The organism is Marinovum sp. J2-8, from assembly GCF_055808435.1.
This window is the reverse complement of record NZ_JBVVRZ010000006.1, coordinates 51,497-77,252: the sequence shown is the minus strand read 5'-3', so window position 1 is coordinate 77,252 and position 25,756 is coordinate 51,497. Positions and strand designations below refer to the sequence as shown.

Genomic DNA, 25,756 nt, shown 5'->3' with positions numbered 1-25,756 from the left:
TCAGTGTCCCTTCTCTTCTTTGTACATCGAATAAAGGAAGTACGCGATGAAGCAGAGCATGATCAGGAACAGCACCACAGCAATGGCCGCGCCATAGCCCATGCGGAACCCGTATTCGGAAAGTGCGACTTCGAACATATAGAAGCTGAGCACGCGGCTTTCGCCGAACGGCCCGCCATTGGTCATGATCGAGATCAGATCGAAAGACCGCAGCGCGCCAACGATGGTCACCACAAAGGCGATGAAGGTCGCGGGTTTGAGTTGCGGCACAATCACATACCACAGCATTTTCCAGCCCTTGGCACCGTCCAGCCGCGCCGCTTCGACCTGTTCGGGGTCAACGGCGTTCAATCCGGTAAGGTACAGGATCATGCAATATGCGGTCTGTGGCCAGAGACCGGCGGCGATGATGCCATAGGTCACATAGGTCGGATCGCCCAACACGTTGATCGGCCCAAGGCCAACAAAGCCCAGAATGGCATTCAGCAAGCCAAAGGTCGGGTCATAAAACCAGCTGAACACCAGCCCGACAACAACCTGGCTGATCACAAACGGAAAGAAGAACAGCGATTTGTAGATCCGGATGCCGGTCACGGTCTGGTTCAGAAACAATGCGATGAACAGACCCGCCGGGATCGCCAGCAGATAAAGCAACAACCAGATCAGGTTATTGCGCAGCGACGTCCAGAACGCCGGGTCGTCCAACAGTTCGCGGTAATTGTCGAGTCCGACAAATTCCTTTTCGCCCAAACCATCCCAGGCCACGGTCGACACGGTAAAGCTTTGGAAGATGGGGATGATCACGTAGACCATGAAAAACAGAATGGCCGGAAGCAAGAAGAGCCAGGGCGTGATCGCGATCTCGTTACGTTTGTACCAAGATCGCCGGGGGGGCTCGTATTCGGTCTGGGGAAGCGCGGGCGTGGTCATCTTGAACCTCGTTTCTATGTGCACGGACAGTGGATCGGAGCGGGTGTCGGCACGTAGAACGCGGGGCTTTGGCAAGCCGGTTCACGGCCGCTGCACAATCGTGCCCGGTGCGCGCCTATCTGAATTTTGGGACGGTGTGGCGGATCGGGGGCGGACATGTTGCCCGCCCCCAACACATTACTTGTAGATGCGTTCGCGGGATTTTTCCAAACGCTTCAGGATGGCATCCAGATTGTCAGGGCGCACCATGAACTCTTGCAGACCTTCCATGCCGACCTTGGCCATTTCCGCCGGGAAGTCGCGGTCAAAGAACTGTGCAACACCGCCCGGGGAATTGGACGACAGCATCGCAAAGCCTTCGTTCAGGAACTTGTCGTCATCGACCTTGGACATCGCATTGGTTGGCAGCTGTCCCAGCGCGTCACCCGCGTTGATTTCGGTCTGCACATTGGTCGAGACCATGTAACGCAGGAACGCACGTGCGTTATCCTTGTTCTTGGCACCCGACGGGATGTGGAATGTGTCGGTTGGCGCATCTTCGGCCAAAGGCACATCGGGGTTGATGACCGGGAACTGATAGAAATCCAGCTGGTCATCGCTCAGCCCTGCTTCGCGCAGCGGCGCCACGGCAAAGTTGCCGATCAGATAAGATGCGGCATCGCCCTGGGTCATGAACGGCAGCGCCTCTTGCCAGCTGTAGGACTGGTGGTTTTCCAGGAAACCGCCCATGTCAATCAGCTCGCGCCAGTTGGCAAATGTCTGACGCACGCGGTCGTCTTCCCAGCTGACTTCGCCGGCAGCAAGCTGCATGTGGAAGTCAAAGCCGTTGGTGCGCATGTTCAGATAGTCAAACCAGCCGCCCGCAGTCCAAAGAAACTTGGTGCCGATGGCATAACACGCACGGCCGGATTCGACGATCTTGGCACAGTTTGCTTTTTCTTCTTCCCAGGTGGCAGGCTCGCTCAGACCCAGCTCGTCAAAGATGTCTTTGCGATAGTAGATGCCCCATTGGTAATAGGTATAAGGCACACCCCATTGCTTGCCGTCGATGGTCATCGCACCTTTGGTGGATGCCAGGTTTTCGCCGATTTCGGGTTCCGCCCACAGATCGCTGACGTCCTCGAACAGGCCGGCCTCGACATAGGGTTTCATCCGGTTTGCCGCGTACCAGGTGGCGACATCCGGCGCATTGGCGCTCAGGAAGTTGCGGATCTGGGTCTTGTACGCGTCGCGGTCAATGATCGTGGTTTCAATGTTCAGATCGGGGTGCATTGCCTGAAAATCGGCAATCGCGGATTCCATCGTGGCGCGCGGCGCCGGGTTCGATGTGTCCAAAAAGATATTCAGATCACCGGTCAGCGCCTGCGCCGATGCACCCCCAGCCAAGAAGGCGGCGGCGGAGAGCGTCGCGAGCGATGCCTTGATTGTTTTATTCATAGTGTCCTCCCTGACACGTTCCAAATAGTGAAATGCTAGTTTGCATATTGCAATATCATCACAAATCCCTTAGGTGTGTCAATACAAACATTGCTCAAAAAGCCCGCAGCAAAGCGAGATCAAGACCATGAATTCAGCGCCCACGGGAAGCGGCACAGTCAAGAAAGCATTGGTCGTTCTGGAGCTGGTTGCGTCCTTTGAACGGCCCGTCAAATTCCCCGAAGTGCTTGAAAAATCCGAATTCCCCCGCGGAACGCTTTATCGGTTGCTGAAAACTTTGGCAGATGAGCAAATGCTCGCCTTCAATCCGGAAGACCAAACCTATTATCTCGGGATGCGTTTGATTCGTCTGGCGCATACCGCGTGGAAGAATGCCTCGCTGGCGCCGATCGCCAGACCCTTCATCGAATCGCTGGCGGCAGAGGTCAACGAAACCGTGCACCTGGCACAGATCGACAGCGGACAGGTTTTGTTCATCGACAAGATCAGATCCGCCGACCGTACAGAGACCCTGGCCAAAGCCGGAAAGGTTGCCCCCGCCTATTGCACCGGCGTCGGCAAGGCGATGTTGGCATTCATGGGACACAAGCGATTGGAGCTTGCCCTGCATCAACAGGCCTATTTCAAATACACGCCGACGACACATGCCTCGCCCGACACGCTGATCCCCGAGCTGGAAGAAATCCGCGGCGATGGCATTGCCTATGACCGCGAAGAGCACGAGCAAGGCACGATTTCCATTGCCGCGCCCATCCTGTCGAACAATGGCCGTGTGCTGGGCGCGGTGTCGATCGCGACCTCCACCGTCCATCACTCGCTGGAATCGCTTCAGGATTTCCGCGACGCGCTATTGAAAACAACCAAAGAAATCGGAGCCGAGGCCACGTCGTGGCAATTTCCGTCATGAATACCTTAAGCAAAGGAAAACAAATATGTCCGGTGTAACGCTTCAAAACGTCATTAAACGCTATGGAGATGTTCAGGTGATCCACGGGGTCGACCTGGAGATTGAGCACGGCGAATTCTGTGTTTTTGTCGGACCTTCGGGCTGTGGCAAGTCCACGCTCTTGCGGATGGTTGCCGGGCTTGAGGAAACCACCGAGGGCAAGATGACCATCGGCCCGCGCGATGTGACAACCATGGACCCGGCAGAGCGCGGCGTCGCAATGGTGTTCCAGACCTATGCGCTTTATCCGCATATGACGGTCAAGGACAACATGGGGTTCGGTCTGAAAATGAACGGCCACCCCAAGGCCGAGATCGAGGAAAAGGTCGCCGAAGCCACCCGCATTCTGAAACTTGAAGAATACCTCAACCGCAAGCCTGCGGCCCTGTCCGGCGGCCAGCGTCAGCGTGTTTCGATTGGCCGTGCCATTGTCCGTGGGCCAGAGGTGTTCCTGTTCGACGAACCCCTGTCCAACCTTGATGCCGAACTTCGGGTTGAAATGCGCGTCGAAATTGCCCGCCTGCACAAGGAAATCGGCGCCACAATGATCTATGTGACCCATGATCAGGTCGAGGCGATGACCCTCGCTGACAAGATCGTGGTGCTGCGCAAGGGCCATATCGAACAGGTCGGCGCGCCGCTTGATCTCTACCGCGACCCCGACAACAAATTCGTGGCCGGCTTTATCGGTTCGCCCGCGATGAATTTCCTTGACGGTGTGGTGCAGGGCGGCCGCGTGCATGTTCCGGGTTTGGACAACAGCTTTGATGTGCCGGTGACATTGCCGCCCGAAGGCACCGAAGTCACCCTGGGCATTCGCCCCGAACATATCGAGGTTGATCCAGCCGGCGACACCCATGATGTCGACCTGACCGAGGCGCTTGGCGGCACGTCCTATGCCTATCTGGTTTCGGCGACTGGCGAAAAGATCGTCGTCGAAGAACACGGCGACGACCGGTCGCAAGAGGGCATTCGTGTCGGCATCAAATTCCCCGCCTCGCGGGTCATGCTGTTTGATCGCAAATCGGAAAACCGCATTCGCTGACAGTTTGGGCGCGGCAATCTCCTGCCCCGCTCCCAACCTGTGCCCAAACCGCTGATTTGGAACAGAAACAGGCCGGGGCTATAGGCGCCGGCCAAACAGATCCAGCACGCAGTCCCAACTGCGCTCTGCTGCGGCTGCGTCAAAGCAGTACCGCTCTGGAAAGGTCCAGCCGTGCGCCGCGTCGAAATATTCAACCCGGCCCGGCGTCGATGACGCGGCCAGGGTCTGTTCTATGCAGGCCTGATGTGCGGGCGGACAAGTCGGATCGTCCTTGGCAAATCCAAAGAACAGCTCTGCCTCGACCTCGCCGATCAGCTTTTCCATCGAATGCGGCGTCGCATTGATCAGCCGACCGCCATGCAGCGACGCGGCGGCGCGCACATCGCGCTTGTTGTGCGCGGCACTGGCAATCGCGTGGCGTCCGCCCATGCAATATCCCACAGTGCCAAAGGCCGGCACCTGCACCTTCGTCAGCTCGGCGACCTGTTGGATCAAACTGGCTGTGTCGGCGGCGGTCATCCCTGTGGTCAGCGCGTCGTTCAGGGCCGCCGCTTCGGCCGGGGCGCCATCCCCCGGTTGGATGGTGGGCTGAAAGCACGGGTTGCCCTGACGATAGAACAAGCCGGGCAGAAACACCGCATACCCCGCCGCCGCATACCGGCGACACATCTGTCGAAGCTCGTCGCGGAACCCAAAAATATCCATAAAGAAAATGATGCCGGGACAGGTGCCTGTCTCGGTCGGGGTAAAGACCTCGACCGGCATGTCCCCGTCGGCTGTTTTCACATGTTTTACGGCGTCGTGCATTGTGGCCTCTCCTTGATCCAGCCGCCCAAGCCCCCTCAGACCGGTGCGGGCGTGAACGGAATGTCGCGGGTCTTGTAAATCGCTTCGGGCCCGCCGTTCAGGTCGATCACCGCCTGTTGGTCCGCAAACGCCTGTCGTGTCACCGCATCAGGATCACAGATCGCCCGCAACTCGCCCTCCAGTTCCGCAAGGATCGTGGCACATTCCGGGTCACTTGCCCTATCGTGCACCTCGTCCCGGTCATCGACCAGGTTGAACAATTGCGCCGCCGCGCCGGAGAAATAGACATATTTCCAATCCCCCTTGCGGATCATGAACACCCCCGTCGGGGCCCCCGCCGCATGGTATTGCACCAGGACCGCACGGTCCGGTAGCGCATGGCGGGCAATCTCGAACAGCGACTGCCCCTGATAGGTCGCGGCCTGCGTTTCCAGCCCGACAGCCCGCAGCGCGGTGGGGGCCACATCAATCAAGGACACAGGCGTTTGCGCCACATGGTTTTGCGGCACCCCCGGCCCCGCCAGGATCATGGGCACAGCGGCGGAATCGTCATACATCACCGACTTGCCCCAATGGCCGTGATTGCCAAGATTGTCCCCATGATCAGAGCTGTAGAGGATGCCGGTGTTCTGGGCAAAGGGGCTATCCTCCAGCGTTTTCAGAACCGTACCGATCAGGGCGTCCAGCATCGTGACCATGCCGAAATAGGCGCGCAGGGCCCGGGCCCGGGTTTCATCGTCGAAATGCCGGTCATAATCCATGAAGGTGCGGATCTGGACCATGGTCGGATGATCCGACGGCGCGGCACACAGACCTTGCGACAGTTCCTCCAGCGAATACCCGGCATAGAGGTCGTAATATTCCTGCGGTGCGATCAGCGGAAAATGCGGCATGACGAAACTGACGAAAAGCGTAAAGGGGCGGTCATCGCCACGGGCGGCCCGCGCCTCTATCCACTCTCGCGCCTGTGCGGCAATCGCGCGATCATAGGCCTGATAGCTGCTTTCGCCCGGTCCGGCATCAGCCGCCAGTTTCGAGGTGTCCTTGCGGCTGTTGGTGCTCTGTCTGGCGACAATCGCCTTCAGATCGCCCTTGCCGTCAACGACGTGCAGCGGCAACAGCTCCTCGGTAAAACCATAGTCGTCGCCGCCGCGAAAATGCAACTTGCCGATCGAGGCAACATCGACGCCATGGTCGCGCATGACGTGGTGCCAGCTTTGCTGCGCGCCGGTGTAGGGCGTCGCATTGTCCCATGACCGCGTCTGATGCGGGTGCATCCCGGTCGCCAGCGCGGTGCGCGACGGCACGCAAATCGGGCTGTTGCAATAGGCGGATTGAAACCGGGTGCCCCCCGCGGCCAACCGATCAAGGTTTGGCGTCTGGACAATCGGATGCCCGTAACAGCCGGTGATACTGGCGTTATGTTCATCGGACAGAAGAAACAGAAAATTTTTCATGGCATTGGTTCCATTTTCGGGCATGTCGCGGGCATCCGGGTCGGGTTTGGTGGTGGCATGGCGCAATCAGCCATCTTTGACCGGGTCCGCACGACAGGACATCAACCGCTCTGCCATGCGGGTGATCGTGTCGGTCGGATCGCCGTCCCTGCCCATATCGGTCAGGCTGCCCAAAACCGCTTTTGACACATCCGCCCGCGCGCCAAGACGCTCTGCGATGCGGACAAAATTGGCGGCATCCTTGCTGGCGGTGACAAAAGAGATGGTTTTTTCATAATTGTCGTTCAGCACACGCGCGCTCAGATCGTGCAGCTTGCTTGAATTGGCCATGCTGCTTTGCATCACCTCGACCAGCGTTTTCAGATCAATGCCTGACGACATCGCCACCGAAAACGCCTCTGACAGGATGGTGTGATTGGCCAATGTGACGGCGTTGTTGATCGCCTTGATTTCATGGGCCGACCCCAGCCCGCCTGCATGGATCTGCTTGGCCGAAAAGGCCGCCAAAACCGGGGTGCAGCGGGCGATGACCTCAGCCGGGCCGCCGACGATCAACGTCACGGTCCCCTCCCACGCGGCCTTGCCCCCCAACAACATCGGCGCATCCATAAGCTGATGCCCGGCGGCCTCTGCGCGGGCGCCGATAGTGCGGGCCAGGGCGGGATCGGTGGACGAACAATCAATGAAATCCGTAGGGATATCAGCCAGCGACAACAGCCCCTCGTACCCCAGATAGACCTGCTCCACCGCCGTTTGCGTCGGCAGGCATGTGATGACAGTCCGGCAATCCGCCACCAGATGGGACAGATCGACCGCCGGTTTCACACCATAGGGTGCCAGATCGCCCGCCGCCTGTGGCTGTGTGTCCAGCGCGTGCACCGTGAACCCCGCCTGCGCCAGGTTTCTGGCAATGCCGCGCCCCATGATGCCGACACCAATCAGCCCAATGTTTTGATCCTTGGGGGTGTCGGACCGGGGTTGGGCGGCGGGCTCCGGCATAATGTCACTCTTTTGCATGGGGAACCTCAGTCGAAAGAAACGTGGGTGAAGGGACGGCGCATGGGGTGGCTAGGCACGGACCGCGGCCTGCGACTTGCGCTTCCAGAAGGAATACAACAGCGACGCAATGGCCAGCGCCAGAAAGATGGCCGAGATCGGGCGCGTAACGAAATCTTCCAGCCCGCCAAATGACATCAAGCGCCGGTAGTTGTCCTCGATCAGCGGCCCCAGAAGAAAACCGATGATGAAAGGCGCCAGCGGAAACCCCCCGCGATCCAGCAGAAACCCGACAAGCCCAAACACCAGCATCACACCAAGGTCAAAGGTCAGGTTGTTGCCGGAAAAGACACCCGCCACACAGAGCGCAAAGATGATTGGTGACAGAATGCGGTTCGGAATCCGCGTCACCTTGGCAATATAGCGGCCAAAGGCCAGGAGAAAAATCATCATCAGCACGCTGCTGGCAAACAGCGAGAAATAGATCGAATACACCAGCCCCGAGTTGTTTTCGAACAGCATCGGCCCCGTGTCGACCCCGTGGATCATCAGCGCGCCCAACAGAATGGCCGTCGGCGGATCGCCCGGAATGCCCAAGGTCAGCGCGATGATCAGCGCCCCGCCAATGGCGGCATTGTTGGCGGCCTCTGATGCGATAATGCCGGGCACATGGCCGGTGCCAAACTTCTCTGGCGTTTTAGAGGCGTTGCGCGCCTGCGCATAAGACACAAGACCGGCGACCCCGCTGCCCAGGCTGGGAATGACCCCGATGATCGTGCCAATCAGGCTGGAGCGGATGTAATTGGTGGTATTTCCGACAATGTCGCCAAGCGGCGGATAGATCGGCCCGGAGTCCAAATGTGCCTGTGACGGGCGTTGGCTGTCAGAGGTGGTTTTCATCAATTGGGACACCGCGAACATGCCGATCAGCATCGGCATCAGGCCGATACCGCTTTGCAGGTTGGTGTTGCCGAAATCAAATCGGGATATGCCGTCAACGGTCGACACGCCGAATGTCGCGATCAACATCCCCAGCAGCGCGGTAAACAGCCCCCGTGACAGCGTCTTGCCCGATACGGCAATCACGGCGGTCAGACCAAAAATCGCGACCGCCACAATTTCGGAGAAAAAGAACTTTACCGCGAAATCGGCCAGTGTCGGCGCAAACAGCACCAGACAGACGCCACTGATCACCGTGCCGGCAAAGGATGCGACAACCGCATTGCCGATGGCCTGACCGGCGCGGCCCTGTTGCGCCATCGGGAACCCATCCGCCACCGTCGCAACCGCCGCCGGCGTGCCCGGCATGCGAATAAGGATCGCGGTCAACGCCCCCGCCGAAATGCCGCCGACATAGACCGCGACCATCATCGCAATCCCCTGATCCGGCGGCAGCGAATAGGACACCGGGATCAACAGGGCCAGCGCCATCGTGGCCGTCAGCCCCGGAATGGCGCCGACAACGATCCCCCCCACAACGCTTAGCCCGATCACAAGCAACATCATGGGCGAGGTGACAAGCGCAAGCGCCTCTAAAATAGCAGAATCTCCTGGCATCTCATGGTCTCCGAAGGCTAAAAAAGCTGCCCGCTGGGCAATTGGGTTTCCAGGAGAACCTGAAAGACAAGGTAGATCGCCGCCGTGCCCGCCGCCGCGGCAAAAAGGGCCTCACCGATCCGCCGCCGCGAGGTGTTTGCGCCAACGGCCAGATAGCCGAATGCAATGAACACCGGCGTCACGATCAGAAATCCAAGTATGGGCAGAGCCAGGACATAAAGCGCGGCCGCGCCAAACGCGAAGAAATGGCGAAACCCGATCGCCCTGTCGGATGCGCCGTCTGGATCCGGTTTGATGACAAGAAACACCGAGACCGCCAGCAACCCCGCGCACAGCAGCCGGGGCCAAAATGTCGGCCCCACCACATCGCCCCATTCCGGTGTCTCGATACCGAATGAGGAAAAGATCAATCCCAAGGAAAAGGCAATGCCAACCAGGCCCACCCAACGATCGTAGTTGCTCATATTCACATGTTCCCGAAAACCCGGCGCGTCACAAGGATCTGACCGCCCCCAAGGCCACCCAAAGGGGCGGCCAAAGAAGGCGGCCAGCGATTTACTTCTCTTTCAACGAGGCACCGATGTCGGACATCGCGGCTTCTGTTTCGCGGATGTAATCCGTCAATCCATCCGCGTCGCGGTAGGACCAGGTGACACCGAGAGAATACATTTTCTTGGCAAATTCAGGGTTTTCGCCCGCTTCCTTCACAGCCGAGCAGAAGGTGTCAATGACGCTTTCCGGCGTTTCGGGCGGCACGACGAAAGCCAGGGAGTTGGCCATTGCCACATCGGCGCCGATCTCTTCGCCGACCGTTGGCACATCGGGCAGAAAATCCAGACGTTCGTCATGCATGACTGCGACGATCTTGACCTGATTGCCGCGATGCGCCCCCATAAGCCCGGCAACCGGCGCGATGGTTGCAGGCACGTGCCCACCGATAACCGACGCAAGCTTGGCCGCGCCGTCCCCGACGTTGACAAGTCGAAGGTCGGCACCGGATTCGTTGATATAGGCCTGTCCGGCAAATTGCGCCAATGTCCCAAGCCCGATCGCCATTCCGACGTCGCCGGGGCTGTCGCTGGCCTGCGCGTTCAGCGCGCCCAATGTTTCAAGATCGCCGCCATCGCCGCGCACGGCAAGGCCCAGCACAAGCTTGGCAATCATGCAGGCGGGCACGTAATCGCCGATCTGTGGCCAGGCTTTGCCCTAGCGCCATCGCAACCGGCAGATTGTCGGCATACATGCCGATTGTATACCCATCGGGCTTGGCCTTCATCGCCTGGATCAGGCCAACGGAACCGCCGGCGCCGTTCACATTGGTAATGACAACATCTTCGCCCAAAGCGGGCTCAAGGTATTCGGCCAGCGACCGCACAATTGCGGTTGTCGATCCACCAACCCCAAACGGAATGATGATCTTCACCGGCTTTTCAGGGTATTCGGCCTGCGCCTGCGCGCCAAGACCGACAACAGCGGCTGCCAATGCGGCGGTAAATGTGGATCGCATTCTATTCCTCCCAATAGTTTTCAAGTAAACTAACAACCTTGTAGTTTGCTTATACAAATAAATCAACATGTAAAAATTCTTCAACTTGGCGCACCCTATTGCCCGGAGCGGCGGAAAGCTGTGTTTGCGCGTATCGCGACGAAAATCACCCAAATCCATGACATTATGGCGGTTAAAGGCGAGTTCATCGTTGCGGATCATGAAATCTTTACCCGAACCGGGATCAAGACTTGTAAGAATATGGAAAAACCTGTATTTTTCGATGGATGCGGGCAAACCTCCGGCTGGACACTGCCGCGCATCGCAACAGGTGTAGGCAACAGATGGACGCACAGGGTATGACAGCAAATCGCGGATCTCTTAGCGATACGGTCTATGAGGCCCTGCACGAGCTGATCACCACTGGTGCATTTGCCGAAAATTCCCGCCTGCCCAGCGAAAATGACCTTGCCCTGGAATACAAGGTGTCGCGCCCCGTTCTGCGCCAGGCGCTCAGCCGTTTGCGCAACGAGGGGCTGGTCGAATCCCGGCAGGGATCGGGGTCTTTCGTGTCCAGACGGGCGACCGGCTCTATATCCTTTGGGCCGCTCAAAGATATTCAGGACGTGCGAAAATGTATGGATTTTCGCCGCGGGATTGAGTGTGAGGCCGCCGCACAGGCCGCAATGCACGGCACGGAAAGCAGCTTTGCAGAGCTTCACCGCACCCTGCAAAACCTGAAGGCCGCCAAAGTGGGCATGCAGGAAGGGCTGGAAGAAGATTTCGCCTTTCATCTGGCCATCGCGCAGGCCACGGGCAATCGTTTCTTTGTGATCACAATCGAAGCGATGAAACCGCAGGTGCTTTTCAGCATCAACCTGATCCGATCGCTCTCGTCCATGTCGGCGGCGCGCCACCGTGCGGATTCCGTGCAGGAACACGTTCAAATTTACGAAGCAATTGCCGCGCGCGATCCCGAAAAGGCGCGCAATACCATGTCCGTCGCCCTGCAAAAGGGGATCGAGCGGGTTTTCGGGGCCAGCGGCACGCAATAGCCGGTCCGCCCGACCTGTATTCACAACATCAAAGCGAGGATTTCATGAAATTGGTCAAGAACCAGTTCGTCCACGGTATTGCCGCGGGAAACGCACAATGCGGCCTGTGGATTTCAATGTGCAGCCCCGTCGCGGCAGAGATTTCCGCCTGGGCCGGCTTCGACTGGGCATTGATAGACATGGAACATTCCGCCAATGATTATCTTAGCGTTATGAGCCAGTTACACGTTTTTGCCGCCAGCCCCACGGTCGCGCTGGTCCGGCCAGAAGCCAATGACCCGGTGGCGGTGAAACGTCTTCTGGATCTGGGGGTTCAGGGCCTGTTGTTCCCTATGGTGCAATCCGTCGAAGAAGCCAAAAGCGCCGTCGCCGCCACCCGCTATCCCCCGCATGGCATCAGGGGCGTGTCCGGCTCGACCCGCGCGAACAAATTCGGACGCGTCGAGGATTATGCCGCGCGGGTCGAAACGGAAACGGCGGTTCTTTTACAACTTGAAACCCGCGAGGCGCTTGGAAAGGCTCTGGAAATCGCTGCGGTGGACGGGGTGGATGGTATCTTTTTCGGACCCGCCGACATCGCCGCCGATATGGGCCTTTTGGGGCGGCCGCTGGACGATGCGGTCTGGGCCGAAATCATGCCCGTCGCCAAAGCATTGATGGAAAAGGGTATTCCGGTCGGCACATTGGTCACCGATCCGGATTTTGCCGCCAAATTGATCGGGGAAGGGTTCACATTCGTTGCCTGTGGCACGGATACCGGATTATTGGCCCAGGCGACCAGCGCCCTTGCAGAACGGGTCAAACCCCGCCGCTAAACGACAACGCGACAGGGGCCAAACACCGCCCCTGTCGCGCTTTTCTACATAGATTTTGCAACCATACGGGCGTTGTAAACGCCCGCGCCGTCAATAGATGTCGGGTTCGCCCGCAGCGGCCCCAAAATCCCGTGACAGGAAATCGAAATCACAGCCTTCGTTCGCCTGATTGACATGTTGGGCGAACATCCAGCCATATCCGCGCTGAAAATTCGGCGCGGGGGCTGCCATTCGGCCTTGCGCCGGGCCATTTCCTCGGCACTGATCATCAGGTCAAGCTGGCGGTTTTCCATGTCAAAATGGATCATATCGCCGGTCTGGACCAAGGCCAAAGGCCCACCAACAAAGGATTCCGGCGCAACATGCAGAATGCATGCGCCATAAGACGTCCCGGACATGCGCGCATCGGAAATTCGCAACATGTCGCGGTGGCCCTGTTTTACAAGTTTGTTGGGAATCGGCAGCATTCCCCATTCGGGAAAGCCCGGCCCGCCCAATGGCCCGGCATTGCGCAAAATCATGACATGATCCGGCGTCACATCCAGATCGTCGTCTTCCACCGCCGCCTTCATCTCGGGGTAGGAGTCAAACACCAGCGCCGGTCCGGTGTGCTTGTAAAATTTCGGATCACAGGCCGCGGGTTTGATCACGGCACCGTCCGGGGCAAGATTGCCGCGCACCACCGCAATTGAACCTTCGGGATAGACGGCGGTATCCACCGTGCGGATCACGTCGTCGTTGTACACCTTGGCCTCTTGCAGAGTATCGCCAAGTGATTGACCGGTAACGGTTTTCGCCTCAAGATCCAGCTTGCTTGTCAGCCGCGACATCAACCCGGGCAACCCGCCGGCATAGTAGAAATCCTCCATCAGATAGCCTTTGCCCGATGGGCGCACATTTGCAATCACCGGAATCTCGCGGCCCAGACGGTCGAAATCATCAAGCGAAAGCGCGATCCCCGCACGATGCGCCATGGCCAACACATGCACCACCGCATTGGTCGAACATCCCATCGCCATCGCGACGATAATCGCGTTGCGGATAGAGGAATCATCCAGAACTGCGGCGGGAGTGGTGTCGGACCACACCATTTCGGTGATCATGCGCCCTGTTTGGGTCGACATCCGCTTGTGCCCTGAATCTGCAGCAGGAATTGACGATGCGCCCGGCAGGCAAAGCCCCATCGCGTCCACAATCGCCGTCATGGTCGACGCCGTTCCCATGGTCATGCAATGCCCATACGACCGGGCGATCCCGCCTTCGACACCGGCCCATTCCTTTTCGCTGACCTTACCGGCGCGACGGTCATCCCAAAACTTCCAGGCATCCGACCCGGACCCAAGAACCTTGCCCGCATGATGCCCGCGCAACATCGGCCCCGCCGGTAGGAAAATCATCGGAATACCCGCCGTCAGGGCCCCCATGACAAGCCCGGGGGTGGATTTGTCACATCCGCCCATAAGGACAACACCGTCCAGAGGATGCGAGCGGATTGTCTCTTCCACCTCCATCGCCAGAAGGTTGCGATACAGCATCGAGGTGGGTTTGGTAAATGTCTCGTCAACGGAAATCGTAGGGATTTCAATAGGTAAGCCACCGGCCTGCAACACACCCTTGCGGACATCATCGGCCCGGTCGCGAAAATGCATATGGCATGGATTCATCTGTGACCAGGTGTTCAAAATGCCGATAATCGGCTTGTCCTGCCAATCCTCCTGATCCAGCCCCATTTGAAGCAGCCGCGACCGATGCCCAAAGGACCGCAAATCATCACGGTTAAGCCAGCGGGCGCTGCGCAATGTATCAGCGGGTTTTTTGGGGGTGTCGCGCATTCCGAAGTTCTCCATGTATCTCTTGCGGCAACTTGTAAGACGAATATCATGTCTTGTAAACAGCGTCGAAAAAACACCCCCTGACCGCCCAAAACGCATAAGGCCGCCCGTGGAAGGGCGGCCTTGCTCAATCTGTCGTGGCACAGGTGGCCGCCCTCAGGGCGAGATCGCCACCTGAAAGGCCACCGAGCCTGTCGCGCCCGGCGCATGGGTGCCGGTGCATTCCCAGCGCAACGATCCCGCATAGCCGGCGGTGTTGCTGGCCGGTTCCGCCAGCGTGCACACCACATCCGCACCCACATTCACCGGGCTGGGAACGGCCCCGGCCAGCGATGTATAGGGCGGGGTACGATCATGGATCACGATCTCGGCCGCGGGCAGATTGCCGGGGTTTTCCAGATAGATGCGGTATTCCAGCACATCGCCCAGAGTGGCCCCGTTGCTGACGCCTTCGGGCGTGCCTTGGGTGATGTTGCGCACGGTCTTGCGCAGTTGCAGGCGCCCATCCGATCCTTCGACACGCACCACATCGGAATTGCGAAGCTGTTCCGTCAGACCGGTGACCCCGTAACTCGTGTCCGCCACCAGATCAAAGGCGATGGAGGATCCCGGCGCCGCCGCGGCCGAGGCCGTGACCCGCGCCACAAGACAGATGCGCATGCCCGCAGTCACGGCAACCGGCCCGCTTACCGCTGTCACCGGGGTGCCATCACAGGCGGTGTCATAAAACAATGCCACCGCAAACAGCCCCGGCGCGGTCTGCCCGATCACCGCGGTCGAGAATTGCACCGTCCCCTGGGCATCCGCGATATAATCGTGGCGCAGCGCGACAACCTGGCCGGCACGGGTGGCCGCCTGTTGGCTTTCGCTCAGCCGCGCGCCCTTGATCAAACCGAAGCGCAGATCGGTATAATCGGCGCCCTGCCCCGGCTGGAAGCTATAGCTGCCGTCCAGCGGATCCGCATTGACAAGACCCGGCGGGCTGCGCGGATCTTCCGACACCACCCAATAGCCTGTCGATGGGGTCACGGTCACGGTCACCTGATCGCTGAAACCTTCTGGCAGGGTCAGTGACCACGCCCCATCAGCGGCCACAACCGGGCTGCCGACCAGCGTGCCGGTGCTGTCAAAGATCTCGATCTTTGCCGCGCCGGTGCCGGGTTCATTTGCGTCCTGCACCCCGTCATAGGCCGTGCCGGTGCCGCCGACGCCGCCATGGTCAAGGAACACCACACCCGAAAGCGTCGCGCCGGTGCCGTCAAGCACCACGGTGGCGCTGGCCTCGTCGTCATCGGCCACCCCGTCGCCCAGATCATCGGTCAGCGCGCCAGTGGCGGGGTCGCTGTCGGGATCGGCCTGATCCGAGGCGATGATTTCGGCGGCATTGGTGTGATCGCCGGCGGCGTTCATGGTGACACGAATGGTCAGCGTTTCGGTCGCGCCATTGGCCACGTCACCCACCACCCAGACACCAGTGCCGCTGTCATAGCTGTCGCCCTGGGCGGCAGCATCATCCGAGACATAGCTGAAACCGCTGGGGATCAGGTCGCGGACCTGCACACCCGTCGCCGGAGCGGGGCCATCATTGGTCACGCGCAGCACAAAGTCGACATCGCTCCCATCCATGGCCAGCCCGATGGGCGTGCCGCTGCTGTCAAAGGCCGCTTTGGTCAGGGACAGATCGGCCTGGGGCGTGCCTACGCGAAAGCCAAAGTCCTGATCGCTGGTTTCGACACCTTGGGTGACTGTGACCCCGGTGATCGGGTTCGTGGTCGAAACGACATGACCTGCCGGAATATCGGGATCGGCCTGATCGACCTCGATCCGCCAGGTCCGCGTCGCATCCACCTGGGCAAAGACATATGATCCATCCGCAGCGGTTTCGGCATTGCCGGAAAAGATGTCATCCGAGATGTCGGCGGGCGTGCCGTTGTCATCATAAAGCTGCACAGTGATCCCCGCCGGAAGGGTGGGTTCGCCTGCGTCACGCGTGCCATTGTCGTTGGTGTCCTCATAGAGCGTGCCGGCAATCGACCCTTCGACAAAGACGGTCGAGACAAACGGCCCCGGCGCCCGACAAGAGGCCCCATCGTTGCCCTGATAGGTCAGATCCGAAACCGGGCCCTCCACCTCGATGAAAGAGAAGCTGGCCGGGCGGTTGCCTTCTTCGCCGACCTCGACGGCAAAGACCTGCCGCGATTGGTTGTCAAAGGCATAGAGAAAGCCCGAGCCATCAAACCACACCGAATCTGAATTGATCGAGAAGATGCCCGCAGGCAAAGGCACATTGCCCACCAGGTTGATCGACGTCGATCCGGGCGTTCCGCCCAGCGGATCAAAGGTATAGACATCCCGGTTGGGGTCGATGAAATACATCAGCCCGTCGCGCGGATTATAGGCGATGTCGCGGCCATAGATGCTGTTCTGGCCGGTCTCCAAAACCCCCAGGTTCACCGGGTTGGACGGGTCCGAGATATCAAGCAGCTGATAGCGCCCGAAATTGCCCCCGACCATATAGACCATGACCCCGTTTGGCAGAATGTCAGAGCTGGCATCGGGGCTTTCGAGGCCCAGGGAAGACAGGTCCGCGACCTCGCGCACCTGACCGCCGGCATTGATCCGCATAAGACTGCGCGGGCTTTGCCGCACCCCATAGATAAAGCCGTCCAGCTCGTTAAAGCCCCAGCCGGTGACAAGATAATTGCCGGTGTAGTCAGGCGGCAGCAGATCTTGCGACAGGGTATAGGTTCCGGCGGATTCAGTGATCAGCAATTCGGACAGGGTCGGCAGGTTCGAAGATGTTTCCGTTGCGATCATGTAAAACGTGTCGGAACATTGCAGCGGGCCGCTGGGGTTCGACAGGGTCACGCGATAATCCTCGACCTCGCCGTCAAAGTTCAAACCGTCAAACGGGTCAGAGGTCAGCGCGCTTGAGGTCGACCACCGCACGCGGGCATAGGTGAACCCGCTGGTGATTGTGGTCGGCACGGCGATGTCCAGGCTGATCTGGTTGTTGAAACTGCCGTCGGTGTCACCAACCCCGCCATCGCGGTAATCGGTGGCCACCTGTTCGGACGGCTCGAATGTGCCGCTTTGATCCCAGTCGATCCAGACCTGAAGGTTGGTGATACCGGACACAACAGGAATCCCCAGCGGCAGTTGCAGACTAAGCGTTTCGTGGGTTTGAACCGTCAGCGGCACGGTGGTTCCGGCTTCCAACACGGGAAAGGTTGCGATGCTGTCCTCGTCGTCAAACCCGGCAAGGTCATCGGCATCGGCCAGCACGCTGTTTTGCGGATCGGTTTCCGTATCGGGCAGGCCCGAGCCAAGATAGATCGAGGGCACCACGACATGGCGCGGGTCGCCATAGCTGGCCGGGGCGTCGCCCCGGTCGACCAGGTCCGCCGCCGCGATGATCAACGAATAATCCTCGACCTCGCCGTCGATGGCGAAACCGGTGACCGGCGTGCCAATCAGGCTGGAATACCGAAACCGGGCATAGGTGGTCGATGTGGTGGCGTCCGATGGCACAGCCACGTCAATCTGGATCACGCCATCCCCGGCGACATTATCCGCGCCGGTGCCGTCATCCTGAAAATCCGATGCAATACGCTCATCCAAGGTATCCTCGAACAGCCCGTCACCGTTGAAATCGAGCCAGGCCTGAAGATACCCGGCACCCACAACAGGCACGTCAACCGTACTGATCACACCCTGGGTCAGCACCGGAAAGATCACCGCATCTTCGTCATCGGTGCCAAGAAGGTCATCCGCCGTGGCGGTGGCGTCAGATTGGCTGATCGCCTCGATATCGGGCGGAATCGCCCCCAGATACAACGATGTCCCAAGCGCCACACCATGCGACGCGGGCAGATAGGTGACCGGCGCATCGCCAAAGTCGACGCCCAGCCCGTCAAACACCGCCACCCGGACCTTGGCCCGGTCGCACTGGGTCGGATCGACGGAATCGCAGAGCTCATATTCGATTTCATAGACACCGGCCGGCACATTTGGCGGCACAATCACCCGTCCTGCGTCGGCCCCTGCGGTTTCCAACACCGGCACGGGGTCGCCTGCGGTTTGGGAAATCGCGGGCGTCAGCACTTCGATTGTGGCGGTCGGAAAGGTTGCGGGCAATCCGTTGATCGTGTCGTTTGACAACACTTCCCCCGCCGTGCCCCCCAAAAGGGTGTTCAGCGGCGAAGCGGTGTAATCGTCATCCTGTGCCACCACGCTGGGCGAGACATTGGTGACCGCACACAACAGGATCGAAGACCCGCGTCGGGCAGAATTCGTGTAGGTGCCGGTAAAGCCATGTATGAACTCGGCCTCGACAAAGGTGCTGTATTCATAGGTGGCGTAGTTGTCGAAGTTGGATTCGTTGGGTTCGTCCAGCCAATTGGTGGGGTCGCCCGTCTTGGCCGGGTCCATGGAAATCGCCTGGCCGCCTGATGGGAACCCCGCCAGGGGCACCGTGTTGAAATGCGAAATCGCATCCGGCGCCAACAATGGGCCGACAACGTCCGAAGTGTCCTGCCCGACGTTGGAGCTGTCCACATCGGTCTGTTGGATGATCACGCCGTTGATGCGGCTTTGTTCGACCGGGATGCCCAAAGGGTTGGCCGGGGTCGCGGTGCCGTCCTGCACCAGCCGCATCAGGTAGGTCAGATATCCGTTGTCGGCCGCCACCATCCGCGCCTCGAGAGAGGTATTGAGGTTCACGTCAGTTGCGTCGTTGATAGAGGTCAGCTGAAACACCACATCCACATCGTTGCCGTTGATATCATTGGTGACATTGTCAAACACAAAGATATCCGAGGTCGTCAGCACCGTTTCGCTGCCCGATCCGGCCAATTGTGTCCGGGGTTGGGAAAAGACCGATTGCGGCGTACAGGTCTGGGGACCGGTGGTGTTGCTCAGGACGTTGGTGACAATGCTGGCATTTTCCGGGTTCGATTGCAGCCGGGACACAAAGGGCTGGCCAATGCTGCCCATGCCTGCGGTGGCGGTGCTGTCGATGGCGCCGGTCAGGACATCGGCGGCGGTGACGGTATAGCTGGCGGTACAGGTGACCGTGCCCCCCGGCGCCAGCGGCGCGTCGATTGACGGACAGGTGACCGTGCCAACCAGATCGTCTTCGATCACCACATCCTGGCCGGTGTTGAACGGCAGTTCACCATTGTTGGTGACCGTATAAACGAATGTGATCGACTCGCCCTGAAGCGCCGTCGGCGGTGTTGTATTGCGGGCAAGTGTAATGCTTTGATCGGTGGTAAACACCACCTCACCAAACAGGCCGATCCCGCGCGCACCAGGGTTGTTTGAGGTCGACGACGGATAATCGCGCACCTCGCCGATGCTTTCATCGTACCAGATTTCGATGGCCGATGTGTTGTCGGGATAGATTGCCCGAACCGTGCCGTTGTTGTTGTTGTTCGAGGTCGGCGACGTCACAAAAGGCGAGTCAATGAAAAGACATTGCGCTTCGTTTGCCAGCAATGGGCCGGTGCTGCCAGAACCGGCGCCGGGGCCAACCACCACCGTTGGCGAGCTGCCAATGGTGGTCATGGTCGGATTTCCGTTGTCCCCAAACGCGGTGACAAAGTCGCAGCGGTCGCCGGAATTGTTGTTATCCGTTGAATCAATATCGAGAATGTCGATCTCGAGGTTGTCGACCGCAACCGCAATACCACCAGAGCTGGCCTCGACGCGGGCCGTGATCCTGCTTTCACCGCGCCGCGTTTCGCCGCTTCGGGCATCCGAAACGATAACCAGCGATTTGACGTTTCCGCCGAAAAATCCCAGATCATCCGGCGTGTCATGAATTCTCGTGCCATCGAAGAAGCTTCGCGTCAGACCGGTAATTTCGATCGTGGTATCAATTTCGAACCCGTATTGGTCGCGCAGGGTCCTGACCAGGGGCCCCTGCGTTCCTTCGGGCCAATCAAATGTGCTCCAATCAATGCCGAAATCGCCTGCCTGCGCCTCATAGGCGAAAGCAGACGTCAAAACCGCCGTAGCAAGTGCCAAACAGGCACCTCGGCGCTTGGACAACGATATAATCAATGAACCAACCTCGCTCTGGTAATTTGAACTGGGTTGCGTGACCGGCTGTGGTAACGCGAACGACCTGCGTAGAAAATTGCACGGTCACGGCGGCGAAACCCCGGTTATGACAGACAGTTTCGATCCCCCGAAGGCTATGCCGCTATGCTTTGGCATATCCCGCCCCGCCGCCGTCCCAGTCGCAACGAAGCCGCACACCGCCCTATGCCAACGCATAGGTCACCAACCTTTATTATTGCATTTCCATGCTTTGGCGGTCTGTTCCGACATCCAGAGACGCGGCATCGTAAGGAAGAATTTCAAGCGATCCACGCTTTTGCCAAGGAGGTTATGACATGGCCGATGAATTCCAAACCGACGCATTCCTGGAAGAATCCGAAAAGGCGCCCCTGATGAATGGTCTCGTCTGCATTTTCCTGATTGGTTTTAGCGCCTTTGGCTATTTTGTGGCCACCGGAGTGGGATATGTCACAGCTTACTTTCTGGCATCTGCCATCAGTGCGGTGGGGCCTTTCGTACCGATTGCCCTGTTGTATCTGCGCCGCCAGTGCCGCCCGTTGTTGCAACTGATCCCCCAAAGCCAACCCGCCAGGTCGCAAATCAACCACTCCCGGATGGGTACGCTTCGCTAACGAAAATTCGCTGCCGAAAAGAGTTCTGCGCCGTTTAAAAAGTGTCTTGCCGGTTTGTTCCGGCCACAACGGACATCAAAACCCGTCGTGTTTAACAATGTGGCGCAGGCTTGCGTTTGGCTCGTCTTGGGGAAACCCATCATATGGGCCAAACGCAGGTTGCGTTTGTCTAGGCCCCCACAGCAGCATCGGTGTTCCTAGGGGGTTTTGCGCGGTGCGCCGGTGGTTTCCCGTTTCACCAGAACCGGCGAAACCTCGGACACGGTGGATGGCATGTCGGGATCGCGGATGCGGTCAAGCAGAACCTGCGCCAGCTTGCTGCCAAGTTTATGGGGTGACACGGCCATTGTCGTCAGGGGCGGCGTTGCAACAGCGGCATCCTGAATGTCATCAAACCCGATGATCGAGACATCGACGCCCGGTGTCTGCCCGGAGCGCAGCAACGCCAGACTTGCACCAATCGCCACCATATCCCCATTGCACACCACCGCCGTGATGTCCGGGTGATCCTGGCGCAGGGCTTGCATCGCCTCCAGCCCGGCAAGCTTGTTGTCTTCACAGCTCCAGATCAGATCCGGCCCCAACCCGCGCGCGGCGGTCACCTGACGATATCCGGCAACCCGTTCGCGGCGCACCGGGGTTTTGTGCGAACCACCCAGATAGGCGATGCGCCGGTGCCCCAGATCCGCAAGATAGGTCGTGGCCGTCGCCGTCGCCTCGGCGTTTCGGATGCCGACATGATCGAAATCGCGCCGCACATGCCGCAGGAAGGTCACCGTTGGAATCGCCTGCGCCGCCAACAGATCAAAAGCCTCATCCGGGGTGTCAATCGCCGGAACCCAGAGCAATCCACCCCGCCCGTGGCGGATGAACGCCTCAAGCTGGCGGGACTGACGTTCGGCATCGTCCCGCGTGTCGACGATCGACACCAAATAACCCGCGGCCTCAAGCTGGTCGACCGCGCCGCTGACGACCTCGGCATTGAACGGGTTGATCAACTGGTTGATAACAAACCCGATTTCCCGGTTTTCGCCGGACCGCATCGCCGCCGCGCGGGCATCGGGGATATAGCGCAGCTTCTTGGCCGCCTGCAGCACCTTTTGCCGGGTCTTTTCCGAAATGCGCCCGGTGCCGCGCAACACCTGGCTTACGGTCGGAATCGAAACGCCGGCCTCTTTTGCCACGGTGCTGAGGGTTGGTTTGCCTGACAAATTCCCGGCGCCCTTTGATATAACCATTTGGCAGAATCTGCGCGATTTCGGCCCGAAAAACAATGATCTTGTAGGCCGGTTTGGATTTTTCCCACCAAAGCCCCCTGTTCACTCGCTCAATTTTCGTTGACACGAGATATATCGTTATATCATATTTAGGCATCGGGTGAGAGATTTGGTGACCGCGCGCCCCGCGCCAATCCGCTGTCTTGCCCCCGCAGACCGAAACGCATCCAGTGCGGGATTGGTCAACTTTGTACGGGTGCCGACAGGGAGGTCGGCCCCGAATTTCAGTTCTGGGAGGAACCATGACCCTATTTCACAAAATCGCCGGCGCTGCGTCCGGTATTGCGATCACCTGTGCCGGCGTTGCCGCACAGGCCGATATTCTTTTCTGGTCAACCCAGGCCAACCCGGTCGAAGAAAGCCAGGCCATGCGCGAACAGGTGCTGGCCGGATTTGACGACGCTGTTGATTATCAATCGAACGAGGTCGGCGCCTGGCTGACCCGGTTCAATGCGGAACTTCAGGCCAATTCCGGCTCCATCGGGCTGCTGGGCGCGCTGCATGGCAATTTCTCGGCGATGAACCCCGACGATCTTGTGGATGTTGGCGACCTTGGCATGATGTCCGCCAGCGGCACATTTAATGATCTGGCCAAAATCGGCACCGATCAGATGCAATACATGCCCTGGATGCAGGCCAGCTATATCATGGCCGCGAACAAGGACGCGTTGCAGTATTTGCCCGAAGGGGCCGACATCGACGCGCTCAGCTATGACGAGCTGATTGCATGGGCCGCAAATGCCCATGAGGCGGCCGGCGAGCCGAAATTCGGCTTTCCCGCAGGCCCCAAGGGTCTGAAACACCGCTTTTTCCAGGGCTATCTCTATCCGTCTTACACCAATGGCGTTGTCCGCACCTTTGCCTCCGACGAAGCGGTGACCGCATGGGAAAAATTCCGCGAACTTTGGGAACATACCAACCCCGGTTCGACCAATTTCTCGTTCATGCAGGAACAGCTTCTGTCAGGGGATGCCTGGATCGTGTTCGATCACACCTCTCGCCTGGCTCAGGCCTTTAATGAACGACCCGACGATTTCGTCGCCTTCCCGGCCCCTGCCGGTCCCGCCGGTCGTGGCTTCATGCCGGTTCTGGCCGGGATCGCAATCCCGCGCACCACACCGGACATGGAGGCCTCAAAGGCGCTGGTGGAATACATGCTGAAACCGGAAACCCAGATCGCGACGCTGCGCGCGACCAACTTCTTCCCGGTTGTGGATGTTGAATTGCCGGGCGATCTGCCGCCATCGGTACAGGCCGCCGGGGCTGCCGTGGCCAAGATCAGCGGCTCTGCCGATGCAAACCCGGGTCTTCTGCCCGCCGGTCTTGGCGAAAAGGGCGGTGATTTCAACCGTGTCTTCGTCGATGCGTTCGAACGGATCATTCTGGCCCGCCAGGACATCCGCACCGTGCTGGACGATCAGAAAACCACATTGATCGAGATCATGAATGAAACCGGCGCGCCCTGCTGGGCCCCGGATGCACCCTCCGAAGGTGCCTGCCCGGTCGAATAGGGTCCTCCCGCCCTCGACCTGTTCGGACTGATCCCTGTCGGTCCGAACACCCCCCCATTCCTCGCCTTTTTCGTCCCTTTGTTGGCGTGCCCGCGCCAGATAGGAGTGCCGCCATGAACGCACGGATATTGCCGTACGTCCTGATCCTGCCTGTCACGTTGTTCCTATGTGTGTTCTTTCTCTATCCCTTTGTGCTGGTAGCGAAACAGGCCTTCAGCACCGGGGCCTGCTTCACCATGGAGAACTTTCGCGAAGTCACCACATATTGGAAATTTCCGATTTCGATGCGCAACACGTTGTTGTTGGCCGCTGCCGTTGTCCCGATCCAGCTGGCGCTGTCGCTGTTGATGGCAACCATGGTGACGCGGATGCAAAAGGGGCGCGATCTGGTGCTCTATATCTGGACCATTCCGCTGGGCATTTCCGATCTGGCGGCGGGGCTGATCTGGTTGGCGATCTTTGAACAATCGGGGTTTCTCAACACGATGATGAACGGGCTCGGCGTGGTCGACAAGCCGGTGAATTTCCTGTCCTATCAACATCCCGGCGTTGTGTTCCTGGCCATTGCCCTGGCCGAAATCTGGCGGGCGACCGCGATCATGCTTGTGATCCTGGTGGCGGGTATCGGCTTGATCCCAAAGGAATATTACGAAGCCGCCGAGGTGTTTGGCGCATCGCCCTGGAAACGGTTTTTGCGCATCACCCTGCCGATGCTGCGGCCATCTTTGCAAACCGCGCTGGTGCTGCGGGTGATCCTGGCATTCGAAATTTTCGCCGTGGTCGCCGCCCTTGGGGGCACGCTTTTCCCGGTTCTGATGGGCGAAACCTATGCCTATCAATTTGACCTGCTCAACAGTGGGGCTGCGGCCGCGATGGCGCTTATCATCCTTGCCATTTCGATCGGCTTTACCCTGATCATCCTGCGCGTCCTGCGCGTTCCGAAAGGAGCTTCGATATGAGCCAAGCCTCAATGGCCGCATCTGTGCCGGACCCGCAACCAGACCCCGACGCGACACCGGCGACCAACACCCGCAGCGCAGGCAGGTTTCTCTATGTTTCGGGCGTTGTTCTGCTCTGTGCCTGGGTGATTGTCCCGATCTATTTCCTGATGATCAACACGTTGTCATCGCCGGAAACGGTCAACAGCTTTCCCAAACCGTTCTTTCCCGAATTTGATTTGGGCAGCCTGACCTTCTTTGCCGGGTTTGCCGGGATGCTGTCGGCGCTCAAGAACTCGGTTCTGGTGGCGGGGATGACGATGGTCATGTCGATCGTCATCGGCGCGCCGGCAGGCTATGCCTTGTCGCGGTTCGAATTCCGCGGCAAGGGCACCTTTCGGCTGCTGATCCTGCTGACGCGGGCCTTTCCCTTGCCCTTGCTGGCCCTGCCGCTGGCGGTGATGTTCATCCGCACCGGATTGGATGACACGGCGCTGGGCCTTGCGCTGGTGCATACCACGCTGGCCATTCCGTTTTCGGTCCTGATCACCTTTTCGCTGTTTTCCGGCATCCCGATAGAGCTGGAAGAAGCGGCCTGGACCCTGGGCTGTACCCGGCTCACCGCCTTTCAGAAGGTTGTGTTGCCGCTGATCCTGCCCGGCATCACCGCCAGTGCGATCTTTGCCTTTGTGATTTCATGGAACGAGGTGTTTGCCGCGGCGGTTCTGACCATCGAAAACCGCACGCTGACGGCCTTCTTGTTGCAGAACCTCGACACCTCGCCGCTGCATCTCAAATTTGCCGGTGGCTTCATCCTCGTTGTGCCTGCGCTGATCTTTATCTTTGCGGTGCGCAAATACCTCTTCGCCATGTGGGGCATCGCCAACCGATGATCCGCGACCCCGGCCACGTGAACACCGGATGTGATGGGCCAGGCGCCCGATCAACACCCGGCGACCAGACAAAGGA

At 59.2% G+C, this 25,756-nt stretch carries 19 protein-coding genes and 1 pseudogene; 8 read left to right on the top strand and 12 right to left on the bottom strand.

The window, feature by feature from the left end; translation table 11 throughout:
- Both AC0L4F_RS17355 and AC0L4F_RS17350 read right to left on the bottom strand, forming a co-directional pair.
- On the bottom strand, positions 1 to 930 hold the full coding sequence (locus tag AC0L4F_RS17355; RefSeq protein ID WP_244690557.1) for a carbohydrate ABC transporter permease: 930 nt from the start codon (positions 928 to 930) through the stop codon (positions 1 to 3).
- A gap of 177 nt (positions 931 to 1,107) precedes the next feature.
- Positions 1,108 to 2,367: an ABC transporter substrate-binding protein gene (locus tag AC0L4F_RS17350; RefSeq protein ID WP_244690555.1), complete on the bottom strand. Its 1,260-nt coding sequence runs from the start codon at positions 2,365 to 2,367 to the stop codon at positions 1,108 to 1,110.
- Between the two features lie 127 nt (positions 2,368 to 2,494).
- Between AC0L4F_RS17350 and AC0L4F_RS17345 the strand changes: the two genes are divergently transcribed.
- Complete coding sequence (locus AC0L4F_RS17345; RefSeq protein ID WP_244690553.1) at positions 2,495 to 3,274, top strand: IclR family transcriptional regulator; 780 nt, start codon at positions 2,495 to 2,497, stop codon at positions 3,272 to 3,274.
- Between the two features lie 25 nt (positions 3,275 to 3,299).
- The gene (locus tag AC0L4F_RS17340; RefSeq protein WP_244690551.1) at positions 3,300 to 4,358 is read left to right on the top strand and encodes an ABC transporter ATP-binding protein; all 1,059 of its coding nucleotides are present in this window, start codon (positions 3,300 to 3,302) and stop codon (positions 4,356 to 4,358) included.
- Between the two features lie 78 nt (positions 4,359 to 4,436).
- On the opposite strand, the gene AC0L4F_RS17335 is transcribed toward AC0L4F_RS17340, so the two are convergent.
- The 7 genes from AC0L4F_RS17335 to AC0L4F_RS17305 form a co-directional block, all read right to left on the bottom strand.
- On the bottom strand, positions 4,437 to 5,165 hold the full coding sequence (locus AC0L4F_RS17335) for a dienelactone hydrolase family protein (protein WP_244690549.1): 729 nt from the start codon (positions 5,163 to 5,165) through the stop codon (positions 4,437 to 4,439).
- Positions 5,166 to 5,200: 35 nt separating this feature from the next.
- Complete coding sequence (locus tag AC0L4F_RS17330) at positions 5,201 to 6,688, bottom strand: sulfatase family protein (protein WP_244690547.1); 1,488 nt, start codon at positions 6,686 to 6,688, stop codon at positions 5,201 to 5,203.
- Positions 6,689 to 7,621, bottom strand: coding sequence for an NAD(P)-dependent oxidoreductase (locus AC0L4F_RS17325; RefSeq protein WP_244690546.1), 933 nt, complete (start codon positions 7,619 to 7,621; stop codon positions 6,689 to 6,691). It lies immediately after the preceding gene.
- Between the two features lie 69 nt (positions 7,622 to 7,690).
- Positions 7,691 to 9,175 carry a tripartite tricarboxylate transporter permease gene (locus AC0L4F_RS17320; protein WP_244690544.1) on the bottom strand — a complete coding sequence of 495 codons (1,485 nt, stop codon included), beginning with the start codon at positions 9,173 to 9,175 and terminating at the stop codon, positions 7,691 to 7,693.
- Positions 9,176 to 9,192: 17 nt separating this feature from the next.
- Entirely contained in the window at positions 9,193 to 9,639 is a 447-nt protein-coding gene (locus AC0L4F_RS17315; RefSeq protein WP_244690541.1) for a tripartite tricarboxylate transporter TctB family protein, read from the bottom strand.
- 91 nt (positions 9,640 to 9,730) lie between these two features.
- Complete coding sequence (locus AC0L4F_RS17310; RefSeq protein ID WP_280520647.1) at positions 9,731 to 10,339, bottom strand: tripartite tricarboxylate transporter substrate-binding protein; 609 nt, start codon at positions 10,337 to 10,339, stop codon at positions 9,731 to 9,733.
- The gene (locus AC0L4F_RS17305) at positions 10,284 to 10,958 is read right to left on the bottom strand and encodes a tripartite tricarboxylate transporter substrate-binding protein (RefSeq protein WP_280520646.1); all 675 of its coding nucleotides are present in this window, start codon (positions 10,956 to 10,958) and stop codon (positions 10,284 to 10,286) included. The genes AC0L4F_RS17310 and AC0L4F_RS17305 overlap by 56 nt, the downstream gene beginning before the upstream one ends.
- A gap of 62 nt (positions 10,959 to 11,020) precedes the next feature.
- On the opposite strand from AC0L4F_RS17305, the gene AC0L4F_RS17300 reads away from it, so the two are divergent.
- A complete protein-coding gene (locus tag AC0L4F_RS17300; protein WP_244690537.1) occupies positions 11,021 to 11,716 on the top strand; it encodes a FadR/GntR family transcriptional regulator in 696 nt (231 codons plus the stop codon).
- A 44-nt stretch (positions 11,717 to 11,760) separates the two neighbouring features.
- Positions 11,761 to 12,531 (top strand): HpcH/HpaI aldolase family protein, encoded by a 771-nt coding sequence (locus AC0L4F_RS17295; protein WP_244690535.1) that lies wholly within the window; start codon positions 11,761 to 11,763, stop codon positions 12,529 to 12,531.
- 90 nt (positions 12,532 to 12,621) lie between these two features.
- On the opposite strand, the pseudogene araD reads toward AC0L4F_RS17295, so the two are convergent.
- Together araD and AC0L4F_RS17285 are read right to left on the bottom strand one after the other, a co-directional pair.
- Positions 12,622 to 14,363 (bottom strand): annotated as a pseudogene (gene araD, locus AC0L4F_RS17290) (L-arabinonate dehydratase).
- A 156-nt stretch (positions 14,364 to 14,519) separates the two neighbouring features.
- On the bottom strand, positions 14,520 to 20,393 hold the full coding sequence (locus AC0L4F_RS17285; RefSeq protein WP_244690532.1) for a GEVED domain-containing protein: 5,874 nt from the start codon (positions 20,391 to 20,393) through the stop codon (positions 14,520 to 14,522).
- 371 nt (positions 20,394 to 20,764) lie between these two features.
- Between AC0L4F_RS17285 and AC0L4F_RS17280 the strand changes: the two genes are divergently transcribed.
- A complete protein-coding gene (locus AC0L4F_RS17280) occupies positions 20,765 to 21,061 on the top strand; it encodes a hypothetical protein (RefSeq protein ID WP_244690530.1) in 297 nt (98 codons plus the stop codon).
- Positions 21,062 to 21,258: 197 nt separating this feature from the next.
- Here the strand turns inward: AC0L4F_RS17280 and AC0L4F_RS17275 are convergent, their stop codons facing one another.
- The gene (locus tag AC0L4F_RS17275) at positions 21,259 to 22,272 is read right to left on the bottom strand and encodes a LacI family DNA-binding transcriptional regulator (RefSeq protein WP_244690528.1); all 1,014 of its coding nucleotides are present in this window, start codon (positions 22,270 to 22,272) and stop codon (positions 21,259 to 21,261) included.
- 308 nt (positions 22,273 to 22,580) lie between these two features.
- Between AC0L4F_RS17275 and AC0L4F_RS17270 the strand changes: the two genes are divergently transcribed.
- From AC0L4F_RS17270 to AC0L4F_RS17260, 3 genes are all read left to right on the top strand, one after another.
- Positions 22,581 to 23,849, top strand: a complete 1,269-nt coding sequence (locus AC0L4F_RS17270; RefSeq protein ID WP_244690526.1) for an ABC transporter substrate-binding protein — start codon at positions 22,581 to 22,583, stop codon at positions 23,847 to 23,849.
- 113 nt (positions 23,850 to 23,962) lie between these two features.
- Entirely contained in the window at positions 23,963 to 24,808 is an 846-nt protein-coding gene (locus AC0L4F_RS17265) for a carbohydrate ABC transporter permease (protein ID WP_244690525.1), read from the top strand.
- Positions 24,805 to 25,680: a carbohydrate ABC transporter permease gene (locus AC0L4F_RS17260; RefSeq protein WP_244690522.1), complete on the top strand. Its 876-nt coding sequence runs from the start codon at positions 24,805 to 24,807 to the stop codon at positions 25,678 to 25,680. The genes AC0L4F_RS17265 and AC0L4F_RS17260 overlap by 4 nt, the downstream gene beginning before the upstream one ends.
- Positions 25,681 to 25,756 lie beyond the last annotated feature (76 nt).

Bases quoted from the DNA above. Each gene is read 5' to 3' on its own strand.
- AC0L4F_RS17355 (WP_244690557.1), bottom strand. From the start codon at position 930: ATGACCACGCCCGCGCTTCCCCAGACCGAATACGAGCCCCCCCGGCGA.
- AC0L4F_RS17350 (WP_244690555.1), bottom strand. From the start codon at position 2,367: ATGAATAAAACAATCAAGGCATCGCTCGCGACGCTCTCCGCCGCCGCC.
- AC0L4F_RS17345 (WP_244690553.1), top strand. From the start codon at position 2,495: ATGAATTCAGCGCCCACGGGAAGCGGCACAGTCAAGAAAGCATTGGTC.
- AC0L4F_RS17340 (WP_244690551.1), top strand. From the start codon at position 3,300: ATGTCCGGTGTAACGCTTCAAAACGTCATTAAACGCTATGGAGATGTT.
- AC0L4F_RS17335 (WP_244690549.1), bottom strand. From the start codon at position 5,165: ATGCACGACGCCGTAAAACATGTGAAAACAGCCGACGGGGACATGCCG.
- AC0L4F_RS17325 (WP_244690546.1), bottom strand. From the start codon at position 7,621: ATGCCGGAGCCCGCCGCCCAACCCCGGTCCGACACCCCCAAGGATCAA.
- AC0L4F_RS17320 (WP_244690544.1), bottom strand. From the start codon at position 9,175: ATGCCAGGAGATTCTGCTATTTTAGAGGCGCTTGCGCTTGTCACCTCG.
- AC0L4F_RS17315 (WP_244690541.1), bottom strand. From the start codon at position 9,639: ATGAGCAACTACGATCGTTGGGTGGGCCTGGTTGGCATTGCCTTTTCC.
- AC0L4F_RS17310 (WP_280520647.1), bottom strand. From the start codon at position 10,339: ATGATTGCCAAGCTTGTGCTGGGCCTTGCCGTGCGCGGCGATGGCGGC.
- AC0L4F_RS17300 (WP_244690537.1), top strand. From the start codon at position 11,021: ATGACAGCAAATCGCGGATCTCTTAGCGATACGGTCTATGAGGCCCTG.
- AC0L4F_RS17295 (WP_244690535.1), top strand. From the start codon at position 11,761: ATGAAATTGGTCAAGAACCAGTTCGTCCACGGTATTGCCGCGGGAAAC.
- AC0L4F_RS17280 (WP_244690530.1), top strand. From the start codon at position 20,765: ATGGCCGATGAATTCCAAACCGACGCATTCCTGGAAGAATCCGAAAAG.
- AC0L4F_RS17270 (WP_244690526.1), top strand. From the start codon at position 22,581: ATGACCCTATTTCACAAAATCGCCGGCGCTGCGTCCGGTATTGCGATC.
- AC0L4F_RS17265 (WP_244690525.1), top strand. From the start codon at position 23,963: ATGAACGCACGGATATTGCCGTACGTCCTGATCCTGCCTGTCACGTTG.
- AC0L4F_RS17260 (WP_244690522.1), top strand. From the start codon at position 24,805: ATGAGCCAAGCCTCAATGGCCGCATCTGTGCCGGACCCGCAACCAGAC.